Here is a 19,636-nt window from a genome sequence, read left to right as displayed (position 1 = left end):
GCCCCCGTCACGGGGGCGGCCCTTCCGCGTCGTACGAGGCGGGGGTGCGGGGCGGGGTCAGGACGGGTCGTACTCCGCCATGTCCTGCTGGATGCGTTCCTGCACCTCCGGCGTGACCCGCTGGAGCAGGTCCGACTGCGTGGACGGGAACTGCTGGAGGCCGTACGCCTCCGCCACCAGCTGCTCCAGCTCGTACGGGGTGGGGAAACGGTCCGTCTCCTGCACGAAGCGGTACATGACCTTGTAGACGGTCTCGTGGAAGTCGTCCGTCGGCGCCTCGGCCTGCGGCCGCACGGGCTCCTCGTCGTGGACGAACTCCTCCGGGAGGTTCGGGTCCGGAAGGTCCTGCGGGGCGCCGGGGGCCTGCGGGTCCTGCTGGACGTGAGGGGCCTGCTGGGCGTGAAGGGCCTGAGGGGTCTGGGGGGCCTGCTGGGCGTGAAGGGCCTGCTGGGCCTCGGGGAGCATCTGCTGGGCCTCCGCGAACTGCTGTGCCTCGGGAGACATGGCCTGTCCGGCTGCCTGGGGGCTGTAGGTGCCCCCGTACGCCTCCGCGGTGACCTGCTGGGAGTCGAACCAGGGGCTCTCGTGGTTCGGGTGGGGCTGCTCCTGGGGGTGGCCCTGCTGCTGCTGCGGCGGCGGCTGGGGCGCCTGCTGCTGCGGTTGCGCCTGGTGCGGTACCGCCGGCAGCTGCGGGGCCATCGCGAGTTCCTGCGGGGCCATCGCGAGTTCCTGCGGGGCCGGAGCCGGGGCGACCGCCATGGCGACCGGGGCCGGCGCCGGGTTCGGGTTCGGGGGGAGCAGGACCGGTTCGACGCCCGCCGCCGCCAGGCCCGCCGGGGCCGTCTCCGCGAGCGGGACGCCGTACCGGGCGAGGCGCAGCGGCATCAGCGCCTCCACCGGAGCCTTGCGCCGCCAGCCGCGGCCGAAACGGGCCTGGAGCCGGGCCTGGTAGATCAGCCGCTCCTGCTCCAGCTTGATCACCTGGTCGTACGAGCGCAGCTCCCACAGCTTCATCCGCCGCCACAGCCGGAACGTCGGCACCGGCGACAGCAGCCAGCGGGTCAGCCGCACGCCCTCCATGTGCTTGTCCGCGGTGATGTCCGCGATCCGGCCCACCGCGTGCCGCGCCGCCTCGACCGCCACGACGAACAGCACCGGGATCACCGCGTGCATGCCGACGCCCAGCGGGTCGGGCCACGCCGCGGCGCCGTTGAACGCGATCGTCGCCGCCGTCAGGATCCACGCCGTCTGCCGCAGCAGCGGGAAGGGGATCCGGAGCCAGGTCAGCAGCAGGTCCAGTGCGAGCAGCACACAGATGCCCGCGTCGATGCCGATCGGGAAGAAGTACGAGAACGTACCGAAGCCCTTTTGTACGGCAAGCTCGCGCACGGCCGCGTACGAACCCGCGAAACCGATCCCCGCGATGATCACCGCGCCGCCGATGACGAGCCCGATGAGTATGCGGTGTGTGCGTGTCAGCTCCATCGCGGCCACCCGCGATCCCCTCCCGTGATTCGACGTCTCGCGGGCCCCAGAGTGGCACACATGAACGAAGCCCGACCCTCTGGGGAGGAACGGGCTCCGCTCGGACACGCCTGTCTGTGTTGATTTGTGTCGGTACCCGGGTGGCCGACGGGGGTTGGAGGCCCCGGCGGGCGGGTACGACTACTTGTTCGCCGCGGCGACCGCCGCGATCGCTTCCTTCGCCGCCTGCGTCGCGCCCTCGACGATCGTCTTCGCCCGCGGCACGGGCGCGCCCGCGTACCCCGCGCCGTTGTAGGACAGCAGGACCAGCACGTTGCCGCTGCGCGCCACGATCGACGCGTAGGGGAAGTCCTCGCCGGTCTTGTTGACGGTGTACGTGACCGTCTTCGCCTCGTCGCCGAGACCGGCCGTCGACGCGGTGCTCAGCGTCTTCGCGCCCGTGGTGGCCTGGATCTTGGCGAGTTCCTTGGCGAAGTTCTCCTTGGCCCGCTCCTGGCCGCTGCCGAGGGAGACCTCGGAGTCGTACCGGTAGAACGACACGTCGAGCCAGCGGTACTGCGAGCCCTTGACGCCCTTGTCGTCCAGGCCGTTCCACGAGCAGCCGCCGCGGTGGGAGAGGTCCGTGGAGGCGGCCGCCGTGCCGTTCTCGTTCTTCGCCTTCGGCACCAGGGCGGCGGTGGTCTTCGCCGCGATCGCCTTGCACGCCGACGGCAGCTTCGCGAACTTCGCCGGCTCGACCGTCGGCGTCGGGGAGGGGGTCGCCGACGCGGTCGCGGTCGCGGTCGCCTTGCCCTGGGCCCCGCCGGTCTCAGCGGCTCCGCCGCCGCCGCTTCCCGAGTCCGAGGAGCAGCCGGCGACGACGAGCATCACGGGGACGGCTGCGGCGGCGAGGATGCGGGTGAGTCGCGGAGCTGATCGCTGCATGGTTCCTTCAGTCGCTTGTCGTACGGCCGGCGCCGGTCGGCGGCCCTGGCGGCCCTGGGTACGCCGACACGTTACGTGGTCCCCCCGCCGCTCGGGGGGCCGCGCGGGGCACCGGGCCGCCGGCTACTCCTCCAGCCGGTCGGCCAGCAGACGGGCCAGGTTCTGCGCCCTGTCCTGCAGTTCCTTGCTGTCCGGGGCCGTGGCCGCACCCGTCGTACGCTGCCGGTACTCGACCGTCACGACGACGTTCGATGTGCGGAACACCACGCTCACGACCCGCTGGTGGCCGTTTCCGCCGGTCGAACCGAGTGCGTCGCCCACGAAGGCGATGTCGCCGAGCCCGCCGAGCAGCCGGGGCTCCAGGCCGGTCGTCGCCGGCGCGGAGGGGGTGCCCGCGGCGCCGGTGCCGGGGCCGCCGGCCGTACCGGTTGTGCCGGTGGCGGGGGGCGTGGCGGGGGTGCCCGTGGTGGTGGGGGAGGACGGGGCTCCGGTGGTGGTGCCGGTCGCCGCCTTGGTGGTGGTGCCGGAGGCGGTCGGGGCGGTGGTCGGGGCGGTGGGCGTGGGCGCCGGGGTCACCGGCATGGCGATCCCGGCCGCGAGCTGCTTGCGGGCGTAGACCTCCTGGGCCCGCGCGGCGTCGCTCACCGTCGGGTCGTAGGAGACCACCCGCTCCACGTCGAGCACCAGGCGGTGCGAGCCGCCCTCGGTGTCGGCGGTCCACGTGCAGCCGACGCGGCGGTCGGTGTCGTACGTGACGGCGGCCGCGCCGCGGAGCGCCTTGGCCCGCTCGGCGTCGGACAGCGCGACGGTCCCGGGGAGCAGGTCGCGCAGGGCGGTCTGGGGCACGGCGCCGCACGGTTCGAAGAGGGTGCGGTAGCGGCCGGGCGGTGCGACGGGCGCCGCGGCGGCGCCCGCCTTCGCGTCGACGGTGACGTCCTCGGCGGTACCGGCGGCCGAGCAGCCGGTCAGGGCGCCGAGCACGACACCGAGACCGGCTCCGAGGCCGAGGAGGGTGCCGGGGACGCGGCCGGGTGAGTACCTCTTTCGCTGCACCGTCCCAGGCTCCCTTCTCCCGAAGTCTTTCCCGAAAACTGTTTGCCGCCTCCTGAAGGCGGATGGACACAATGTCTATCGCACGCGCAGCCGTTGATGCCGGTCCGCCGTCACCTGTACGGGCTTTGGCTCCGGTTTTTGCGTTATCAGACTTTTCGGGGGAATCGAGGAAGTATGTCGTATGTAGAGGTACCGGGTGCGCAGGTGCCCATCCGGATGTGGGCCGATCCTTCCACGGTGGAGGGCGGCGCGATGCAGCAGCTGCGGAACGTGGCGACGCTGCCGTGGATCAAGGGCCTCGCGGTCATGCCCGACGTGCATTACGGCAAGGGCGCGACGGTCGGTTCGGTGATCGCCATGCAGGACGCGGTCTGCCCGGCGGCGGTCGGTGTGGACATCGGCTGCGGCATGTCCGCGGTGAAGACCTCCCTGACGGCCGACGACCTCCCCGCCGATCTCTCCCGCCTCCGCTCGAAGATCGAGCAGGCGATCCCGGTCGGCCGGGGCATGCACCGGGAGGAGGTCGACCCGAAGCGGCTCTACCAGTTCCCGACCTCGGGCTGGGACGATTTCTGGTCGCGCTTCGACGGCGTGGCGGACGCGGTGAAGTTCCGGCGGGACCGGGCGGCCGTGCAGATGGGGACGCTCGGCTCCGGGAACCACTTCGTGGAGCTCTGTGTCGACACCTCCGGCGCGGTGTGGCTGATGCTGCACTCGGGCTCCCGGAACATCGGCAAGGAGCTCGCCGAGCACCACATCGGCGTGGCGCAGAAGCTGCCGCACAACCAGGGGCTGATCGACCGGGACCTCGCCGTCTTCGTCGCGGACACCCCGCAGATGGCGGCCTACCGGCACGATCTCTTCTGGGCGCAGGAGTACGCGAAGTACAACCGCGCGATCATGATGGCGCTCTTCCAGGAGGTCGTCCGCAAGGAGTTCCTGAAGGCGAGGGTCACCTTCGAGCCGGTGATCTCCTGCCACCACAACTACGTGGCGGAGGAGCGGTACGAGGGGATGGACCTGCTCGTGACCCGTAAGGGCGCGATCCGGGCCGGCTCCGGCGAGTTCGGCATCATCCCGGGCTCGATGGGCACCGGTTCGTACATCGTGAAGGGCCTCGGGAACGCGGCCTCGTTCAACTCGGCCTCGCACGGCGCGGGCCGGAAGATGAGCCGGAACGCGGCGAAGAAGCGTTTCACGACGCAGGACCTGGAGGAGCAGACGCGGGGTGTGGAGTGCCGCAAGGACTCCGGCGTCGTCGACGAGATCCCGGGTGCGTACAAGCCGATCGAGAAGGTCATCGAGCAGCAGACGGACCTCGTGGAGGTCGTCGCCAAGCTCAAGCAGGTCATCTGCGTGAAGGGCTGAGGGCCCGGAGCGAAGACGCCTCGCGGAGGGGGCCGGTGCGTCGCACCGGCCCCCTCCGCCGTGTCCGGCAGGGGTCCCGTCCGGTCCGTCCGGTCCTACGGCTCGCGGTGGAGCTTGGTGTTGGAGGCCTGGGCGCGGGGGCGGACCACCAGGAGGTCGATGTTGACGTGCGGGGGGCGGGTGCAGGCCCAGGTGATGGTGTCGGCGACGTCGTCGGCGCTGAGGGGCTCGGCCACGCCCGCGTAGACCTTGGCGGCGCGGTCGGTGTCGCCGCGGAAGCGGGTGGTGGCGAACTCCTCGGTCTTGACCAGGCCGGGGGCGACCTCGATGACGCGGACCGGGGTGCCGACGATCTCCAGGCGGAGGGTCTCGGCGATGACGCGGGCGCCGTTCTTGGCGGCGACGTAGCCGGCGCCGCCCTCGTAGGTGCCGTGGCCGGCGGTGGAGGAGAGGACGACGACGGTGCCGTCGCCGCTCGCGGTCAGCGCGGGCAGGAGGGCCTGGGTCATGTGGAGGGTGCCGAGGACGTTGACGTCGTACATGCGGCGCCAGTCCTCGGGGTCGCCGGTGGCGACGGGGTCGAGGCCAAGGGCGCCGCCGGCGTTGTTGACGAGGACGGCGAGGGTGCGGAAGGCGGAGGCGAACTCGTCGACGGCGGCGCGGTCGGTGACGTCGAGGGCGTACGCGGTGGCCTGGTGGCCGGCCTCGGTGATCTCGGCGGCGAGCGCCTCGATGCGGTCCTTGCGGCGGGCGGTGAGGACCACGCGGTAACCGGCGGCGGCCAGCTGCCGGGCCGTGGCGGCGCCGATGCCGCTGCTCGCTCCGGTGATGACGGCGATGGGGGCGGACATGGCGGAGGCTCCTCGCACAGGTGGTCGGTCGGTGTGGGGGCCAGGATAGGCGGCGGGTCAGCGGCCGCGGGGGGCGTACATGATCACGGCCATGCCGGCGAGGCAGACGAGGGCGCCGACGACGTCCCAGCGGTCGGGGCGGTAGCCGTCGGCGACCGCGCCCCAGACGAGGGAGCCGGCGACGAAGACGCCTCCGTAGGCGGCGAGGACGCGGCCGAACTCGGCGTCGGGCTGGAGGGTGGCGACGAAGCCGTAGAGGCCCAGGGCGAGGACTCCGCCACCGATCCAGATCCAGCCGCGGTGCTCGCGGACCCCCTGCCAGACGAGCCAGGCTCCGCCGATCTCGAAGAGGGCGGCGACGGCGAAGAGGGCGACGGAGCGGGCGGTCTGCATGGCCTCAGGGTGGCACGGGGGACACGCGGACTGACGGATTGTCAGAAAAGGGGATGATCTCTGGGTATTTTTGGCTTATGCGTGCGATGTCGAAGGGTGTACTCGGGGCCGCGCTGGCGGCGCTCGTGGTGCTGGGAGCCGGGACGGCCGCCGGGGCGACCGGTGGTGCGGGCGGTGATCCGACCGGTGACGCGGTGGGCGGTGCGGCCGGGGCCGAGGTGGGCGGTGCGGCCGGGGCCGAGGTGGATCTGGCCCATCACGGTCATGTCTCCCTCTGGGACGGGCGGGTCGGGGTCTGGCTGGTGACGGAGAACCACGGGCCGTCCGACGTCGCGGACGCCACCGTCCGGCTGGCCTTCTCGGCACCCATGGCGGGCGGCCAGGAGCTGCCGCCGGGGTGTCTGTGGAGCAGCGCCCGGGTGGTGTCCTGCCGGACGGGTGCCCTGTCGGGCGGCGGGGCGGCGGGCGAGCTGGCACTGGACCTGAGGACCGCGGGCCGGCCGCAGGAGCTGACCGTGGACGTGAGCACGGCCTGGCGGGCCGGCGGGGTCGACCGGAACTCCTTCAACGACCGGCACCGGGTGCTGGTGCTCGCCACCGGCGACCCGTACGTCTTCTGAGGCGTCCCGCCCGCGGGTGCCGGGCCGGTCACCGGGTGCTCCAGAGCACGTATCCGTCGGGGCGGACGAGGACCGTGGTGCGCCGGGCGGGGTCCGCCCAGGTGGCCCGGACCGCACGGGCCGCGCTGGTCGGGGCGAAGGGCGGCAGGGAAGGGGTGACGCCCTGTGGGGCGATGAGGACGAACTCGCCCGCGCGGAGCAGCTCGTGGAGCCGGCCCTCGCGGAGCCGTGCGTCGGGAGCGCGCCGACCCGAGGCGCGGCCGCCGCCGGGGGTGGGGGTGTAGGCGATGCCGAGGCCGCTGATCATGCCGAGCGCCTTGGTGGAGGCGGGGCGGAGGAGGCCGAGTGCGGTGGCGGCGACGGCGCGCAGGGCGCGGGTGGCGGGGGTGTGCGCCATGGCGAGGCGGACCAGGGCGCCGCTGCTGCGCAGGACCATGGCGCCGACGGGGTGGCGCTCGGTCTGGTAGCTGTCGAGGAGGGCCTCGGGGTCGGGGGCTTCGCCGCGGTGGACGGCCGCGAGCTTCCAGGAGAGGTTGGCGGCGTCCTGGAGGCCGGTGTTCATGCCCTGGCCGCCGGCGGGGGAGTGGACGTGGGCGGCGTCGCCGGCGAGGAAGACGCGGCCGACGCGGTAGGCGGGGACCTGACGCTCGTCGCTGTGGAAGCGGGAGATCCAGCGGGCGTCGTGCATGCCGTGGTCGGTGCCGAGGGCGCGGCGGGCGAGCTCGCGGACCTCGTCGAGGTCGACGGGCTCGCCGTCGGGAACCTGCCGGGTGCGGTCCCAGCCCATGACGCGGTACCAGCCGTCGCCGAAGGGGGCGAGGAAGACGAAGGTGTCGCCGGTGCCGTTGACGGTGAGGGACTCGGCGGGCTCGTCGGCGAGCCGGACGTCGGCGAGGACGATCGAGCGGATGACGCTGGTGCCGGGGAAGGGCAGCCCGAGGGCGGTGCGCACGGTGCTGCGGTGGCCGTCGGTCCCGACGAGGTGGCGGGCGCGGAGGGTGAGCGGGGTGCCGCCGGGGCCGGCGAGTTCCGCGGTGACGCCGTCGGCGTCCTGGCGCAGGGCGGTGAGGGCGGTGTCGTGGCGGAAGGTGACGCCGGCGTCGGCCGCGCGCTGTTCGAGGAGGCGCTCGACCTCGTACTGGGGGGTGATGAGGAGGTGGTCGAAGCGCGAGGGGAGGCGGCCGAGGTCGAGGGAGAGGCGGCCGAAGAGCCGCATCCGGGTCAGCGGCGTGCCGGTGGCCTCCAGGGCGTCGGCGAGGCCTCGGGTGTCGAGCAGTTCCAGCGTGCGGGCGTGCACGCCGAAGGCGCGGGTGAGGTTGGAGCGGCCGGCGGGGCGGCGCTCGACGAGGGTGACGGCGAGGCCGGCGGCGGCGAGATCGCCGGCGAGCAGCAGTCCGGTGGGCCCGGCGCCGACGACGATGACGTCGGTGTCGGGGGAGTCGGCGGGGGTGGTGTCGTCCGGGTGGGATTCGGTGGTGCGCATGGCTGCCTCCGATCGGTCAACGCTTGTTGGCCTACGCTTGTTGGTAACGGTAGGGCGACTCTTCGTGATCTGTCAACACCTGTTGGCACACAGTTGTGGGCATACAGTTGTGGGCATGACGACCGCACGCCGCTCCGACACCACCCGGGCAGCGATCCTGGAGGCCGCCCGCGAGCGCTTCGCCGCCGACGGGTACGAGCGCGCCACGATCCGGGCCATCGCCCGCGACGCCGGGATCGACCCCTCGATGGTCATGCGCTACTACGGGAACAAGGAGGGGCTCTTCGCCGCCGCCTCCGAGATCGACCTGGCCCTGCCCGCCCTGGGGGCGCTGCCCTCCCGGCACATCGGGGCCGTACTCGTGAACCACTTCCTCGACCGCTGGGAGCACGACGACGTGCTCACCGGGCTGCTCAGGGTCGGCGTCACCAACGAGGCCGGGGCCGCCCGCATGCGGACGATCTTCGGGGCGCAGCTCGGACCCGTCGCCCTCGGCGTCTGCCCGAAGCCCGAGGAGGCCCCGGCCCGCGCCGCGCTCGTCGCCTCCCAGATCCTCGGCATGGCGCTCGCCCGCTACGTGCTCCGCCTCTCCCCGGCCGCCGAGATGAGCCGGGACGAGGTGGTGGCCTGGCTGGCGCCGACCGTGCAGCGCTACCTCACCGCCGAGACCCCCTGAACCGGGGCGGCCCCTACGGGGCCGACGAACTGGTCGGCGCCGCGGCGGCGCCGAACTCCCGCACCGCCTCGTCGACGATCGCCTCGAGCCGGGCGTGGTGCGCGCCCCGCCAGTAGACCCGCTCGCACTCCTCGCACCGGGCGAAGACGTCGTACGTCTTCTCGGTGCCCCGCTCCAGCCGCTCGCGCACCTCGTCCTTGCCGGTGTCCGTGAGCAGTCCGTTGCAGGCGGTGCAGCGGGTCCACGGCGCCAGCGCCGGCGCGAAGCGCTCCAGGACGTCGCGGAGCTGGTCGTCGGGCCGGTCGCTGTACACGTACGCCCCGGCCCACAGCTCGCGGCGGCGCAGCAGCCCGCGGTCGCGGGAGAGCATGACCCGCCGCTCCCGGGCGGAGAGCGTGGCGAGCGCCGGGTCGCCGATGTCCTCGTTCTCGTACGCGGCGTCGACGCCCAGCAGCCGCAGCCGCCGGGCTAGGGTGCCCAGGTGCACGTCGAGCAGGAACCGGAGGGGCGCGCCGGGCACCGGCTGCGGGCGGACGACCTCCTCGACCCCGACGGTCTCGCCGGCCGCCGGCACGTGCGAGGGGGACACCGGGCTCCCGTCGACCAGGAGCCGGCCCGCCTCGGTCAGCGGGACGCCGAGGGACTCGACGACGTGGCCCAGCGACGAGACGCCGTCGGTCACCACGGCCGTGCGTCCCGAGCGCCGCTCGGCGGCGACGAAGACGGCGAGGCCTGGGGCGAAACTGATCTGGATCTCCGGTCCGTTCACGGGGACAGGATCGCACCGGGCACGGACGGCGGGCCAGGGATTTCCCCGCCGCGGCGCGGTGCGGGACCACCGCCACGGCGCGGTGCGGGCGGTTGGGTTACCGTCCCCGCATGAAGATCATCGACCTCGAGCCCGGGGACCCCCGCCTGGAGAGCGACCTCCTGCCGGTCCTCCTCGAACTGCGCCCGCACCTCACCCCCGCCCTCTTCCGGGAGGTGTACGAGCGCGGCCACGCGCAGGGCCTGCGCTTCACGGCCGCCTACGGCGACGACGGCCGGTGCGTCGGCGCGGCCGGCTGGCGCCTCGTCTTCAACACCAGCTCGATCAGCAAGCTGTACGTCGACGACCTGGTGACCGCCTCCACCGTCCGCTCCACCGGCGTCGGTCACGCGCTCGTCGCCCACCTGGAGGGCCACGCCCGCGCGGCCGGCTGCCACGAGCTCAACCTCGACTCCGGCACCCACCGCACCGACGCCCACCGCTTCTACCTGCGCGAGCGCTTCGCCATCACGGCCTTCAACTTCGTCCGGCCGCTCACCGACCCCCGGTAGCCCACAGGTCGAGCCGCCAGGCGTTGCAGCGCATCGGGCGGCCCGGCGGGTACTCGAAGTCCTCCTCGCCGAGCAGCTCGAACCCCGCCTTGCGGCACACCGCGTTCGACGCGGCGTTCGCGACCGACGGGAAGGCGAGCAGATGACGGTGGAGGCCCGCGGCCCGGGCCCGCTCCGCCACCGCGCGCGTGGCCAGGGTCGCGACACCGCGGCCCTGGAAGCCCGGCAGCACCGTCCACCCCGTCTCGTACACCGGCTCGCCCCGCCACTCGCTCGCCCAGAAGCCGACGCTGCCCGCGGCCCGCTCCTCCGGCAGCAGCACGACCCGGAACATCAGGCCCGCGCCCTCGGCGCCGGCGCTCAGGTCCACGTACCGCCGGTGGCGGCGGACCAGCCGCTCCTCGGTCTCCGGACCGCCCAGGTGCTCCATCAGCTCCGGCGCGTTCAGCGCCCGCAGCAGCCCGGCGTCGGTCTCGGACCAGGCTTCGAGCCGTACGGACGACGCGGCGGGTCCGGCGGTCGGGGCCGGTTCCACGGGGTTCTCGGTCATGCGCGCACCGTAGGGCACGGCACCGACAACCCCCGGGCGTACGCCGTTGGCCAGGGCTGCCCGTAGGGGGCGGAGTCGGGGGCGGGCCGGGGGCGGGACGCGTTTTCCCGAGACACGGCCGGGGAGTTCTTCTAGCGTCGAGTCCATGACGAACGACGACACGCACCTTGCCTTCGAGAACAGTGGATCCCGCGTCAGCGACCTGCTCCGCGCCGCCGCCGACCGTGCCGTACCCCTCGTCGCGGGGACGGACGACGCCTCGCTCGGCGCGCCCACGCCCTGCGCCGCATATGACGTGCGCGCCCTGCTGAACCACCTGTTCACGGTCGTCGTGAACTTCCAGGCGCTGGCGGCGAAGGAGGCGGCCGACTTCTCCGAGACCCCCGACCGGCTCGCGGAGCCCGGCTGGCGGGAGGGGTTCGCGGCGGAGACGGGGAAGCTGATCGAGGCGTGGGCGGCGCCGGGGGCCGAGGAGGGGACCTCGGGGGCGATGGGGCTGCCGGCCCGGCGGGTCGGGGCGATGGTGCTGCTCGATCTGACCGTGCACGCGTGGGACCTGGCGCGGGCGACGGGGCGGGAGTTCGAGCCCGCTCCGGAGGTGGTGGCCGGGCTGGTGCCCGAGGTGGAGGGGATGGCCCCGATGGCCCGGAAGATGAACGTGTTCGGGGAGGCCGTCGACCTGCCGGAGGGGGCGAGCGACTTCGAGCGGCTGCTCGCGGCGACGGGGCGCGACCCGCGCGGTCGGACGGCGGTCTGACGCACGGCCCGGGCCCGTCGTCCGCCTCGCCCGGCCCGGGCCCGTTGCCTGCCCCGCACGGCTCGGGCCCGTCGTCCGCCCCGCGCTGCCCGGTGCCGTCCGGCGGGCAGCGCCGGCAGTGCCGTCAGCGCAGGCGGCCGGTGGAGGTGAGGGAGAGGCGGGAGACGACCTGGCCGAAGGCCAGCTCCTCCGCCGGGGTCAGCGGCACCGACTCCTGCGGGTGCCAGACGCGGTCCATCGGCGTCAGCGAGCGGTTCCGGCGGGCGCGGGCGCGCAGGCCCGTCGCCAGCCACACGCCCGTCGCGACCGCGAGCACGGCGAAGAGGGTGAGGACACGGGGGTCGGAGAACTGGCCGGGCACGGACATGACGTTCACTCCAGGGCGAGGAGGCCGGCGCACGGCGCACGCGCCGGCAGGGGGCGTGCGGGCACGGCGGCACAGATGATTCCTACTGTTTCCTCCCGACCTGTTCAGTTAACACCACGGTGGGGGACTTTCGGCAGGGGGGTCCGGGACCAAAGTCCCGGACGCCGGGGCGGGCGGCGCGGTCGGGGAGGCCCTCTTGTGCCGGACGGGGAACCGTTCGAAGGTGGCGGCGGAGGTAGATTCCGGCCGGGGAGGGAGCAGCCACATGTCCGGAACGGGTGCGCGCGGATGGGGTTTCACGGACGACAGGGGAGTGGAGTCGGGGGCGGGGGCGAGGCCGACGCGGGTGCTCGCCTACGTACGGGCCGGGGCGGCCCTGCTCGACCTGGGGGTGACACCGGTCGCGGTGTACGGCTCCGGGCATGACGGGACGGGACCGGACCCGGCGAAGGACGGCGGTCTGGCGGCGGCCGGGGTGCCGTACCTGGGGCCGGGGCGGGCGCTGGACGAGGAGCGGCTGCGGGAGCTGCGGCCGGAGCTCGTGGTGGACGTCACGTACGACGGCAAGAGCCCGTACGCCCTGGACGAGGAGCTCGCGGAGCGGCTGGGGGTGCCGCTGGTGGCGCTCTCCGTCGGCAACGACCTGAGCCTGCCGGCGATCATCGGGCGGTTCGGGGACCTGGCGGCGGCGCTCGGGGCACCGGAGCACGGGCCGGACGCCGGGGTGCCGGGGGCGGCGGAGGAGGCGGTGCGGGCGGCGGCCGCGGCGGCGGGGGTCGGGTGCGGGGTGCTGGCGCTCTCCGGAGGCGGCGCCGATCAGGTGCACCTGGCGCGTCCGGAGGCCTGGCCGGAGCTGGCGCGGCTGGCCGGGCTCGGCGTCCGGATGCTCGACCCGGGACCGGGGCCGGGGGCGAACTGGCTGACCACCGGCTGGGAGCGGGCCCTCGACCTCGCCCCGGCGCTGGTCCTGTACGACAGCCGGGCCCACGCGAGTCGGCCCGAGGGCCCGGAGCGGTTGCCGGCCGACGCGCGGCTGGTGCCGTGGAACCCCGAGATCCCGCCGAGCCCGGCCGCCTACGCCCGCTTCTTCCGCGCCCTGGCCGAGGCCCTGGAGCAGGCCCCGCGCCCCTGACCCGCCGAGCCCCCGCCCGGTCGCGAGCCGGACGCCCGGACGGGGATGCGGGACGTCCGGGCGGGGGAGTCGGGACGTCCGGGCCGTGGGCCGGCACACCGGCTCGGAGTCCTGAGCCCCGGCCCGGAGGCCCTCGCCCCGGTCGGGGCGGGTGTTTCCTCGTGTCTCAGGACGTGAGGCGGGAGCGGAGGGAGGCGGCGAACTCCTCGGCGCGGGTCAGTTCGAGCCGGAGGTCGGCGACGCGGGCGGCGGCGGCTTCTTCGTAGCGGCGGACGCGGGTGAGCAGGAGCTCGCGTTCGGCCGGTTCGAGTTCGCCGTCCGTGCCGGGGAGGTCGGCGGCGAGGCGGTCGGCCGAGGTGAGGAGCTCACGGACCTGGTCGAGGCCGAAGCCGAGCGGCTGCATGCGGCGGACCACCATCAGCCGGGCCACGTCGGCGTCCGTGTAGAGGGGGAAGCCGCCCGGGGAGGCGGCCGAGGGGGCGACGAGGCCGCAGTCCTCGTACTGCCGGATGGTGCGCAGGGGGAGTTCGGTGCGGGCGGCGACCTCGGAGATCTGCATGGCCTCGCCGTCGGCGGTACGCGCTCCCGGCATGCGGGCCGCGGGCGTACGGCCGCCCTGTCCACCGGACCTGCCCGGCTCACCCGGCCTGCCCTGTCCACCGGACCTGCCCGGCTCACCCGGCCTGCTCTGTCCACTGGACCTGCCCGGCTCACCCGTCACCGCCGTGACGCCTGCCGTTCCCGTGATTCCCGTTACTCCGGCAGCTCCGGTCACTCCAGCCATTCCGGTCATTCCGGCCACGACAGGGTCCTCCTCGTACGGCGCCTGTGAACCAACCTCCATGCATTACATCCGATTCGTCCTAATTTCATGCGCTATGACGGTCGGAAACGCGGGGAGAGCCAGCCGTCAGGGCCAGACCAGGCAGTACGGCTGGTGGCCGGCCTCGTGGAGGCGGACGGAGAAGTCCTGCCACTCGTGGAGCAGCTGGTAGACGTCGAAGGCGTCGCGCGGGCCGCCGCGGTCGGGCACGGTGGACCAGATGAAGGCGGCGGCGCCGACCGACTCCTCGCCGATCGCGCGCAGCGGGTCGACCACGGTCGTGGGGAGCTTCACCACGGCGTAGTCGGGGTGGAGGACGACCAGTTCCAGCGGGGGGACCTTGTGCAGCGGCAGGCCCTGGATGCCGGTGAGGACCATCGCCGCTATCGTCTCGGGCTTGATCTTGGAGAACATGCCGCCCATGCCCAGCTCGTCGCCGCCGAGCTCCTCCGGGCGCATCGAGATCGGGACACGGGCCGCCGTGGCGCCGTCGGGCGCGCCGAAGTACTTGTAGGTCACCGCCAAGCTGCGGCCCCCGAGGGGAGGATCCGCCGGGGACTGCTCGGGGGATGCGCGATTGTCCGGCGCGGACGGGTCCTCGGCCCGTCGCCGCCGGTGCCTCCCCCGCCGGACAGGCTCCGGACCCAGGTCGTCCGTCCCCTCGCCCGGTCCGCCACCGCGATGCATATCTCCACCCGACTGCTTTTTCTCGGCAACACGACCCCGCCGCGCAACCCGATCATCGTGTCAGTGACCTCCCCCGCGTTCCTGCGGTGAAACACCTGTCCGCAAGAATCGCCGTGGCCTCTGACACCATGGATCGTGTGAGCCAACCCCATGAGGTCCCTGCCGCCACAGTTTCGCAGACGCGGAGGCAGGCCGCCCCGGCGTGATGCACAGGGTGCCCACACCGTCCCTCCGTACCAGACGTCGTACTCGCAGGTCAGGATCACTGTGTCGTATTCATACGAAGCCCCAGTCTCACAGACGCTTTTCGACCGCGCGTCCCTTGTGACGCCCGGCGGCGTGAACTCACCGGTGCGGGCCTTCCGGGCTGTGGGCGGTACGCCCCGGTTCATGGTGTCCGGCACCGGTCCGTACCTCACGGATGCGGACGGTCGCGAGTACGTCGACCTCGTCTGCTCCTGGGGGCCGATGATTCTCGGCCACGCCCACCCCGAGGTGACCGCCGCCGTACAGACCGCGGTGGCCCGCGGCACCTCCTTCGGCACGCCCGGCGAGGGCGAGGTCACGCTCGCCGAGGAGATCGTGGCCCGAGTGGAGCCGGTCGAGCAGGTGCGCCTGGTCTCCTCCGGCACCGAGGCGACGATGTCCGCGATCCGGCTCGCCCGCGGGTTCACCGGGCGCGCCAAGGTCGTCAAGTTCGCGGGCTGCTACCACGGGCACGTGGACGCGCTGCTGGCCGCCGCCGGCTCCGGCGTCGCCACCCTCGGCCTGCCCGACACGCCCGGCGTGACCGGCGCGCAGGCCGGTGACACGATCGTGCTGCCGTACAACGACCTGGAGGCCGTGCGGGCCGCGTTCGCCGCGCACCCGGGCGAGATCGCCTGCGTGATCACCGAGGCCTCGCCCGGCAACATGGGCGTCGTCCCGCCGCTGCCCGGCTTCAACCAGGGGCTCGCGGACCTGTGCCGGGAGAACGGCGCGCTGTACATCTCCGACGAGGTCATGACCGGCTTCCGTACCAGCCGTGCCGGCTGGTACGGCGTCGACGGCGTCAAGGCCGACCTGCTGACCTTCGGCAAGGTCATGGGCGGCGGCTTCCCGGCCGCGGCCTTCGGCGGCCGCGCCGACGTCATGGCGCACCTCGCCCCGGCCGGCCCGGTCTACCAGGCGGGCACCCTCTCCGGTAACCCGATCGCCACCGCCGCCGGGCTCGCCCAGCTGCGGCTGCTCGACGAGGCCGCGTACGAGAAGGTGAACGCGGTCTCGAAGGAGATCCAGGGCCTGGTGACCGGCGCGCTCGCCAAGGAGGGCGTGGCGCACCGGCTGCAGACCGCCTCCAACATGTTCTCGGTCTTCTTCACCGCCGACGAGGTGCGGAACTACGACGAGGCGAAGAAGCAGGAGGCCTTCCGCTTCAACGCCTTCTTCCACTCGATGCTCGCGGACGGCGTCTACCTGCCGCCCTCGGCCTTCGAGTCCTGGTTCGTCTCCGCCGCGCACGACGAGCGGGCGATCGAGCGGATCGCCGCCGCGCTGCCGGCCGCCGCCCGCGCCGCCGCGGAGGCCACCGCATGAGCGAGCACGCGAAGAGCGACCGGGACATCACCGTCGTCCACCTCGTCCGCCACGGCGAGGTGCACAACCCGGACGGCGTGCTGTACGGGCGCCGGGCCGGCTACCACCTCTCCGAGCTGGGCCGGAAGATGGCCGACCGGGTGGCCGAGTCGCTGACCGAGCGGGACGTCACCCATGTCGTCGCCTCCCCGCTGGAGCGGGCGCAGGAGACGGCCACCCCGATCGCCAAGTCGCACGGCCTGGACCTGGCCACCGACGAGCGGCTGATCGAGGCGGCGAACGTCTTCGAGGGCAAGACCTTCGGCGTCGGTGACGGGGCGCTGCGTCGCCCGGCGAACTGGAAGCACCTCACGAACCCCTTCCAGCCGTCCTGGGGCGAGCCGTACATCGAGCAGGTCGTGCGGATGATGGGCGCCCTGGACGCGGCGAAGGACGAGGCGCGCGGTCACGAGGCGGTGCTGGTCAGCCACCAGCTGCCGATCTGGATCGTGCGGTCCTTCGTGGAGCGGCGCCGGCTGTGGCACGACCCGCGCCGCCGCCAGTGCACGCTGGCCTCGCTGACCTCGTTCACGTACCAGGGCGACAAGATCGTCTCGGTCGGGTACAGCGAGCCGGCGATCGATCTGGTGCCGGTGCGCCTGCGGGCCGGCGCCAAGCCGGTGAAGGGCAAGCAGAAGGCCTTCGGGGCGTAGCCCGCACCCCGCCCCTGCTTGACGGGACATCGTCAGAGCGACATGGTCAGGGCGGTCGGAGAGAGGTTCCTCTCCGACCGCCCTGAAATTTTTGTGCGAGTGACCGGAACCTCCGTGTTCCTCCCTGCATCTCACTCATTGTCGGTTTGGATGATGTTTCGGTCATACAGCAGCGCGAATGGGGATGACATGCGCGGGATCAGTCGAAGGGGCCTTCTCGGGGCGGGTGTCGGAGCGGCGGCGGCGTTCGGGGTCGCCGGGTGCAGCGACAAGGACCAGGGCGGAAAGGGAAGTTCCGGACCGGCCAAGGGGGGCGCCCCCGCGACCGGCGCCGACCCCACCACTCCCGCTCCGACCAAGGACGACGTCCGGCTCATCGGTGACGGCTCCACCGCCGACACCGGCAAGCAGCCGCACCAGCCCGACACCCCCGTCCCGCTCGAACCCGGTCAGACCCCGCCGCAGTTCGTCGTCTTCTCCTGGGACGGAGCCGGCGAGGTCGGCAACGGCCTCTTCCCCCGCTTCCTCGAACTGGCCCGCAACCACGACGCGGCCATGACCTTCTTCCTCTCCGGCATCTACCTGCTGCCCGAGTCCAGGAAGGACCTCTACCGCCCGCCGAACAACCGCGTCGGCGCCTCCGACATCGGCTACCTCACCGACGATCACATCAAGGACACCCTGAAGAACGTCCGCCAGGCCTGGCTCGACGGACACGAGATCGGCACCCACTTCAACGGGCACTTCTGCGGCGGCTCCGGCTCCGTCGGCAACTGGACCCCGGCCCAGTGGCAGAGCGAGATCGACCAGGCCATGAAGTTCGTCACCGAGTGGAAGACCAACAGCGGCTGGACCGACCTCGACCCGCTGCCCTTCGACTACTCCAAGGAGCTCGTCGGCGGCCGCACCCCCTGCCTCCTCGGCCAGGACAACCTGCTGCCCACCGCCAAGCGCCTCGGCTGGCGCTACGACGCCAGCTCGCCCGGCGGCCGCCAGACCTGGCCCGTCAAGCGCAAGGGGATCTGGGACTTCCCGCTCCAGGCCGTGCCCTTCCCCGGGCACTCCTTCGAGGTCCTCTCCATGGACTACAACATCCTCGCCAACCAGTCGCGGAACTCGACCAAGGGCATGCCCTCCCGCTATCCCGGCTGGCGCAAGCAGGCCACCGACGCGCTGGTCTCCGGCTTCACGCGCGCGTACGAGTCCAACCGCGCCCCCTTCTTCGTCGGCAACCACTTCGAGCAGTGGAACGGCGGCATCTACATGGACGCCGTCGAGGACGCGCTCAAGGCGATGGCCGGGAAGAAGGACGTCCGGCTCGTGTCGTTCCGCCAGTTCACCGACTGGATGGACGTCCAGGACCCGGCGATCCTGGACCGGCTGCGTACCCTCGACGTGGGCCAGAAGCCGGCCGGCGGCTGGGCCGGCTATCTCAAAGCCGCTTAGGCGATCTTGACAAGGGGCGTTACGGGCACGTAGGGGGGCGCCCAAGATCCCCCAAACGCCCATGCGAAACTTTTCACATGAGCCTTAGCCGTGGCCTCCGTCCTGCCTCCCGACGCGCCCTCGCCGCCGTCGGTGCGCTGTCCGCCGCCCTCGCGCTCTCCGCCTGCAGCGGCGACGACAACGGCACCTCCGGTGGCGGCAACACCAACTTCGTCACCAGCAAGGGCGGCATCTCCACCGTCGCCAAGGGCGAGCGCACCGGCATCAACACGATCGCCGGCGAGACGCTGGAGGGCGAGAAGCTCGACGTCGCCGACCTCAAGGGCAAGGTCGTCGTCCTCAACGTCTGGGGCTCCTGGTGCGGCCCCTGCCGCGCCGAGGCCCCCCACTTCGTCAAGGCCGCCAACGACCTCAAGGGCCAGGACGTGGCCTTCGTCGGCCTCAACACCCGCGACGCCAACAAGCAGCAGGCGCTCGCCTTCGAGGCCGACTACAAGGTCCCCTACCCGAGCCTCTACGACCGGGACGGCAAGCTGATCCTCTTCGGCTTCCCCAAGGGCACGCTCAGCCCCAAGGGCATCCCCTCCACCGTCGTCCTCGACAAGGAGGGCAAGATCGCCGCCCGCGCGCTCATGGCCGTCGACGAGACCAAGCTCCGCTCCATGATCGACCCGCTTCTCAAGGAGAAGTGAGCCGGTGAACGAGACCGTCACCAGCGGAGCCCTGCTGCTCGCCGTCCCCGTCGCCCTCCTGGCCGGCCTGGTCTCCTTCTTCTCGCCCTGCGTGCTCCCGCTCGTCCCCGGCTACCTGTCGTACGTCACCGGCGTCTCCGGCACCGACCTCGCCGAGAGCCGCCGCGGCCGGATGACCGCCGGAGCCGTCCTCTTCGTCGCCGGCTTCACCGCCGTCTTCGTCTCCGGCGGCGCCCTCTTCGGCTACTTCGGCGCCACGCTCCAGGAGTACAGCGGGACGCTGAGCACGATCCTCGGCGTCTTCATGATCCTCATGGGGCTCTTCTTCGCCGGGCTGATGCCCTGGTTCACCCAGCGCGAGTTCCGCTTCCACCGGAAGCCCGTCGCCGGACTCCTCGGCGCGCCCGTCCTCGGCGCGCTCTTCGGCATCGGCTGGACCCCGTGCATCGGTCCGACCCTCGCCTCGGTCAACGCGCTCGCCCTCGAACAGGCCAGCGCCGGACGCGGGGCCATACTGGCCCTCGCGTACTGCCTCGGCCTCGGCGTCCCCTTCGTCCTCGCCGCCATCGCGTTCCGCAAGGCCCTCGGAGCGTTCGGCTGGGTCAAGAGGCACTACGTGTGGGTCATGCGGATCGGCGGCGGCATGATGATCGTCACCGGTGTCCTCCTCCTCACAGGCGTCTGGGACAGCATGGTCTCCACGATGCAGGGCTGGTCCAGCGGTTTCACGGTGGGAATCTGA

22 protein-coding genes are annotated in these 19,636 nt (G+C 72.8%); 11 read left to right on the top strand and 11 right to left on the bottom strand.

Annotated features, from left to right (window positions below; all coding sequences use genetic code 11):
- Positions 1-57 precede the first annotated feature (57 nt).
- From ACFQ8C_RS22635 to ACFQ8C_RS22625, 3 genes are all read right to left on the bottom strand, one after another.
- A complete protein-coding gene (locus ACFQ8C_RS22635; protein ID WP_383460428.1) occupies positions 58-1,494 on the bottom strand; it encodes a DUF2637 domain-containing protein in 1,437 nt (478 codons plus the stop codon).
- Between the two features lie 171 nt (positions 1,495-1,665).
- A complete protein-coding gene (locus tag ACFQ8C_RS22630) occupies positions 1,666-2,409 on the bottom strand; it encodes a DUF3558 domain-containing protein (RefSeq protein WP_383460425.1) in 744 nt (247 codons plus the stop codon).
- A gap of 123 nt (positions 2,410-2,532) precedes the next feature.
- Complete coding sequence (locus ACFQ8C_RS22625; protein ID WP_383460422.1) at positions 2,533-3,462, bottom strand: DUF3558 domain-containing protein; 930 nt, start codon at positions 3,460-3,462, stop codon at positions 2,533-2,535.
- A gap of 174 nt (positions 3,463-3,636) precedes the next feature.
- On the opposite strand from ACFQ8C_RS22625, the gene ACFQ8C_RS22620 reads away from it, so the two are divergent.
- Positions 3,637-4,830, top strand: coding sequence for an RtcB family protein (locus tag ACFQ8C_RS22620; RefSeq protein WP_383460419.1), 1,194 nt, complete (start codon positions 3,637-3,639; stop codon positions 4,828-4,830).
- 95 nt (positions 4,831-4,925) lie between these two features.
- On the opposite strand, the gene ACFQ8C_RS22615 is transcribed toward ACFQ8C_RS22620, so the two are convergent.
- The gene (locus ACFQ8C_RS22615; protein WP_383460417.1) at positions 4,926-5,681 is read right to left on the bottom strand and encodes an SDR family NAD(P)-dependent oxidoreductase; all 756 of its coding nucleotides are present in this window, start codon (positions 5,679-5,681) and stop codon (positions 4,926-4,928) included.
- Between the two features lie 57 nt (positions 5,682-5,738).
- Positions 5,739-6,074 carry a YnfA family protein gene (locus ACFQ8C_RS22610; RefSeq protein WP_383460414.1) on the bottom strand — a complete coding sequence of 112 codons (336 nt, stop codon included), beginning with the start codon at positions 6,072-6,074 and terminating at the stop codon, positions 5,739-5,741.
- An 86-nt stretch (positions 6,075-6,160) separates the two neighbouring features.
- Between ACFQ8C_RS22610 and ACFQ8C_RS22605 the strand changes: the two genes are divergently transcribed.
- Complete coding sequence (locus tag ACFQ8C_RS22605; protein WP_383460411.1) at positions 6,161-6,694, top strand: hypothetical protein; 534 nt, start codon at positions 6,161-6,163, stop codon at positions 6,692-6,694.
- Between the two features lie 28 nt (positions 6,695-6,722).
- On the opposite strand, the gene ACFQ8C_RS22600 is transcribed toward ACFQ8C_RS22605, so the two are convergent.
- Positions 6,723-8,177, bottom strand: a complete 1,455-nt coding sequence (locus tag ACFQ8C_RS22600) for an FAD-dependent oxidoreductase (protein WP_383460408.1) — start codon at positions 8,175-8,177, stop codon at positions 6,723-6,725.
- Between the two features lie 115 nt (positions 8,178-8,292).
- Here ACFQ8C_RS22600 and ACFQ8C_RS22595 point away from each other — a divergent pair, with 115 nt between their 5' ends.
- Positions 8,293-8,853, top strand: a complete 561-nt coding sequence (locus ACFQ8C_RS22595; RefSeq protein ID WP_383460406.1) for a TetR family transcriptional regulator — start codon at positions 8,293-8,295, stop codon at positions 8,851-8,853.
- Between the two features lie 13 nt (positions 8,854-8,866).
- Here the strand turns inward: ACFQ8C_RS22595 and ACFQ8C_RS22590 are convergent, their stop codons facing one another.
- Positions 8,867-9,622 (bottom strand): Mut7-C RNAse domain-containing protein, encoded by a 756-nt coding sequence (locus ACFQ8C_RS22590; RefSeq protein ID WP_383460404.1) that lies wholly within the window; start codon positions 9,620-9,622, stop codon positions 8,867-8,869.
- 110 nt (positions 9,623-9,732) lie between these two features.
- Between ACFQ8C_RS22590 and ACFQ8C_RS22585 the strand changes: the two genes are divergently transcribed.
- Positions 9,733-10,173, top strand: coding sequence for a GNAT family N-acetyltransferase (locus ACFQ8C_RS22585; protein WP_383460401.1), 441 nt, complete (start codon positions 9,733-9,735; stop codon positions 10,171-10,173).
- Here ACFQ8C_RS22585 and ACFQ8C_RS22580 read toward each other — a convergent pair.
- Positions 10,157-10,723, bottom strand: a complete 567-nt coding sequence (locus ACFQ8C_RS22580) for a GNAT family N-acetyltransferase (protein WP_383460398.1) — start codon at positions 10,721-10,723, stop codon at positions 10,157-10,159. The genes ACFQ8C_RS22585 and ACFQ8C_RS22580 overlap by 17 nt on opposite strands.
- A gap of 145 nt (positions 10,724-10,868) precedes the next feature.
- Here ACFQ8C_RS22580 and ACFQ8C_RS22575 point away from each other — a divergent pair, with 145 nt between their 5' ends.
- Positions 10,869-11,480, top strand: a complete 612-nt coding sequence (locus ACFQ8C_RS22575; protein ID WP_383460396.1) for a TIGR03086 family metal-binding protein — start codon at positions 10,869-10,871, stop codon at positions 11,478-11,480.
- Between the two features lie 124 nt (positions 11,481-11,604).
- Here the strand turns inward: ACFQ8C_RS22575 and ACFQ8C_RS22570 are convergent, their stop codons facing one another.
- Positions 11,605-11,847 (bottom strand): hypothetical protein, encoded by a 243-nt coding sequence (locus tag ACFQ8C_RS22570; protein ID WP_383460393.1) that lies wholly within the window; start codon positions 11,845-11,847, stop codon positions 11,605-11,607.
- Positions 11,848-12,112: 265 nt separating this feature from the next.
- Between ACFQ8C_RS22570 and ACFQ8C_RS22565 the strand changes: the two genes are divergently transcribed.
- Entirely contained in the window at positions 12,113-12,979 is an 867-nt protein-coding gene (locus tag ACFQ8C_RS22565; RefSeq protein WP_383460390.1) for an ABC transporter substrate-binding protein, read from the top strand.
- A 166-nt stretch (positions 12,980-13,145) separates the two neighbouring features.
- Here ACFQ8C_RS22565 and ACFQ8C_RS22560 read toward each other — a convergent pair whose 3' ends face one another.
- Positions 13,146-13,571 carry a MerR family transcriptional regulator gene (locus tag ACFQ8C_RS22560; RefSeq protein WP_383460387.1) on the bottom strand — a complete coding sequence of 142 codons (426 nt, stop codon included), beginning with the start codon at positions 13,569-13,571 and terminating at the stop codon, positions 13,146-13,148.
- Positions 13,572-13,889: 318 nt separating this feature from the next.
- Positions 13,890-14,489 (bottom strand): hypothetical protein, encoded by a 600-nt coding sequence (locus tag ACFQ8C_RS22555; protein ID WP_383460384.1) that lies wholly within the window; start codon positions 14,487-14,489, stop codon positions 13,890-13,892.
- Positions 14,490-14,756: 267 nt separating this feature from the next.
- Here ACFQ8C_RS22555 and hemL point away from each other — a divergent pair, with 267 nt between their 5' ends.
- The 5 genes from hemL (at position 14,757) to ACFQ8C_RS22530 (ending at position 19,636) form a co-directional block, all read left to right on the top strand.
- Positions 14,757-16,064: a glutamate-1-semialdehyde 2,1-aminomutase gene (hemL, locus tag ACFQ8C_RS22550; protein ID WP_383460381.1), complete on the top strand. Its 1,308-nt coding sequence runs from the start codon at positions 14,757-14,759 to the stop codon at positions 16,062-16,064.
- The gene (locus tag ACFQ8C_RS22545) at positions 16,061-16,756 is read left to right on the top strand and encodes a histidine phosphatase family protein (protein ID WP_383460378.1); all 696 of its coding nucleotides are present in this window, start codon (positions 16,061-16,063) and stop codon (positions 16,754-16,756) included. The genes hemL and ACFQ8C_RS22545 overlap by 4 nt, the downstream gene beginning before the upstream one ends.
- Positions 16,757-16,945: 189 nt before the next feature.
- Positions 16,946-18,202: a hypothetical protein gene (locus ACFQ8C_RS22540; protein WP_383460375.1), complete on the top strand. Its 1,257-nt coding sequence runs from the start codon at positions 16,946-16,948 to the stop codon at positions 18,200-18,202.
- A gap of 77 nt (positions 18,203-18,279) precedes the next feature.
- The gene (locus tag ACFQ8C_RS22535) at positions 18,280-18,894 is read left to right on the top strand and encodes a TlpA family protein disulfide reductase (protein WP_383460372.1); all 615 of its coding nucleotides are present in this window, start codon (positions 18,280-18,282) and stop codon (positions 18,892-18,894) included.
- Between the two features lie 4 nt (positions 18,895-18,898).
- Positions 18,899-19,636: a cytochrome c biogenesis CcdA family protein gene (locus tag ACFQ8C_RS22530; RefSeq protein WP_383460369.1), complete on the top strand. Its 738-nt coding sequence runs from the start codon at positions 18,899-18,901 to the stop codon at positions 19,634-19,636.

The organism is Streptomyces sp. NPDC056503 (assembly GCF_042794995.1).
Lineage (GTDB): Bacteria > Actinomycetota > Actinomycetes > Streptomycetales > Streptomycetaceae > Streptomyces.
Note: the sequence above shows the minus strand (reverse complement) of the source record. Positions and strands in the feature narration are given on the sequence as shown.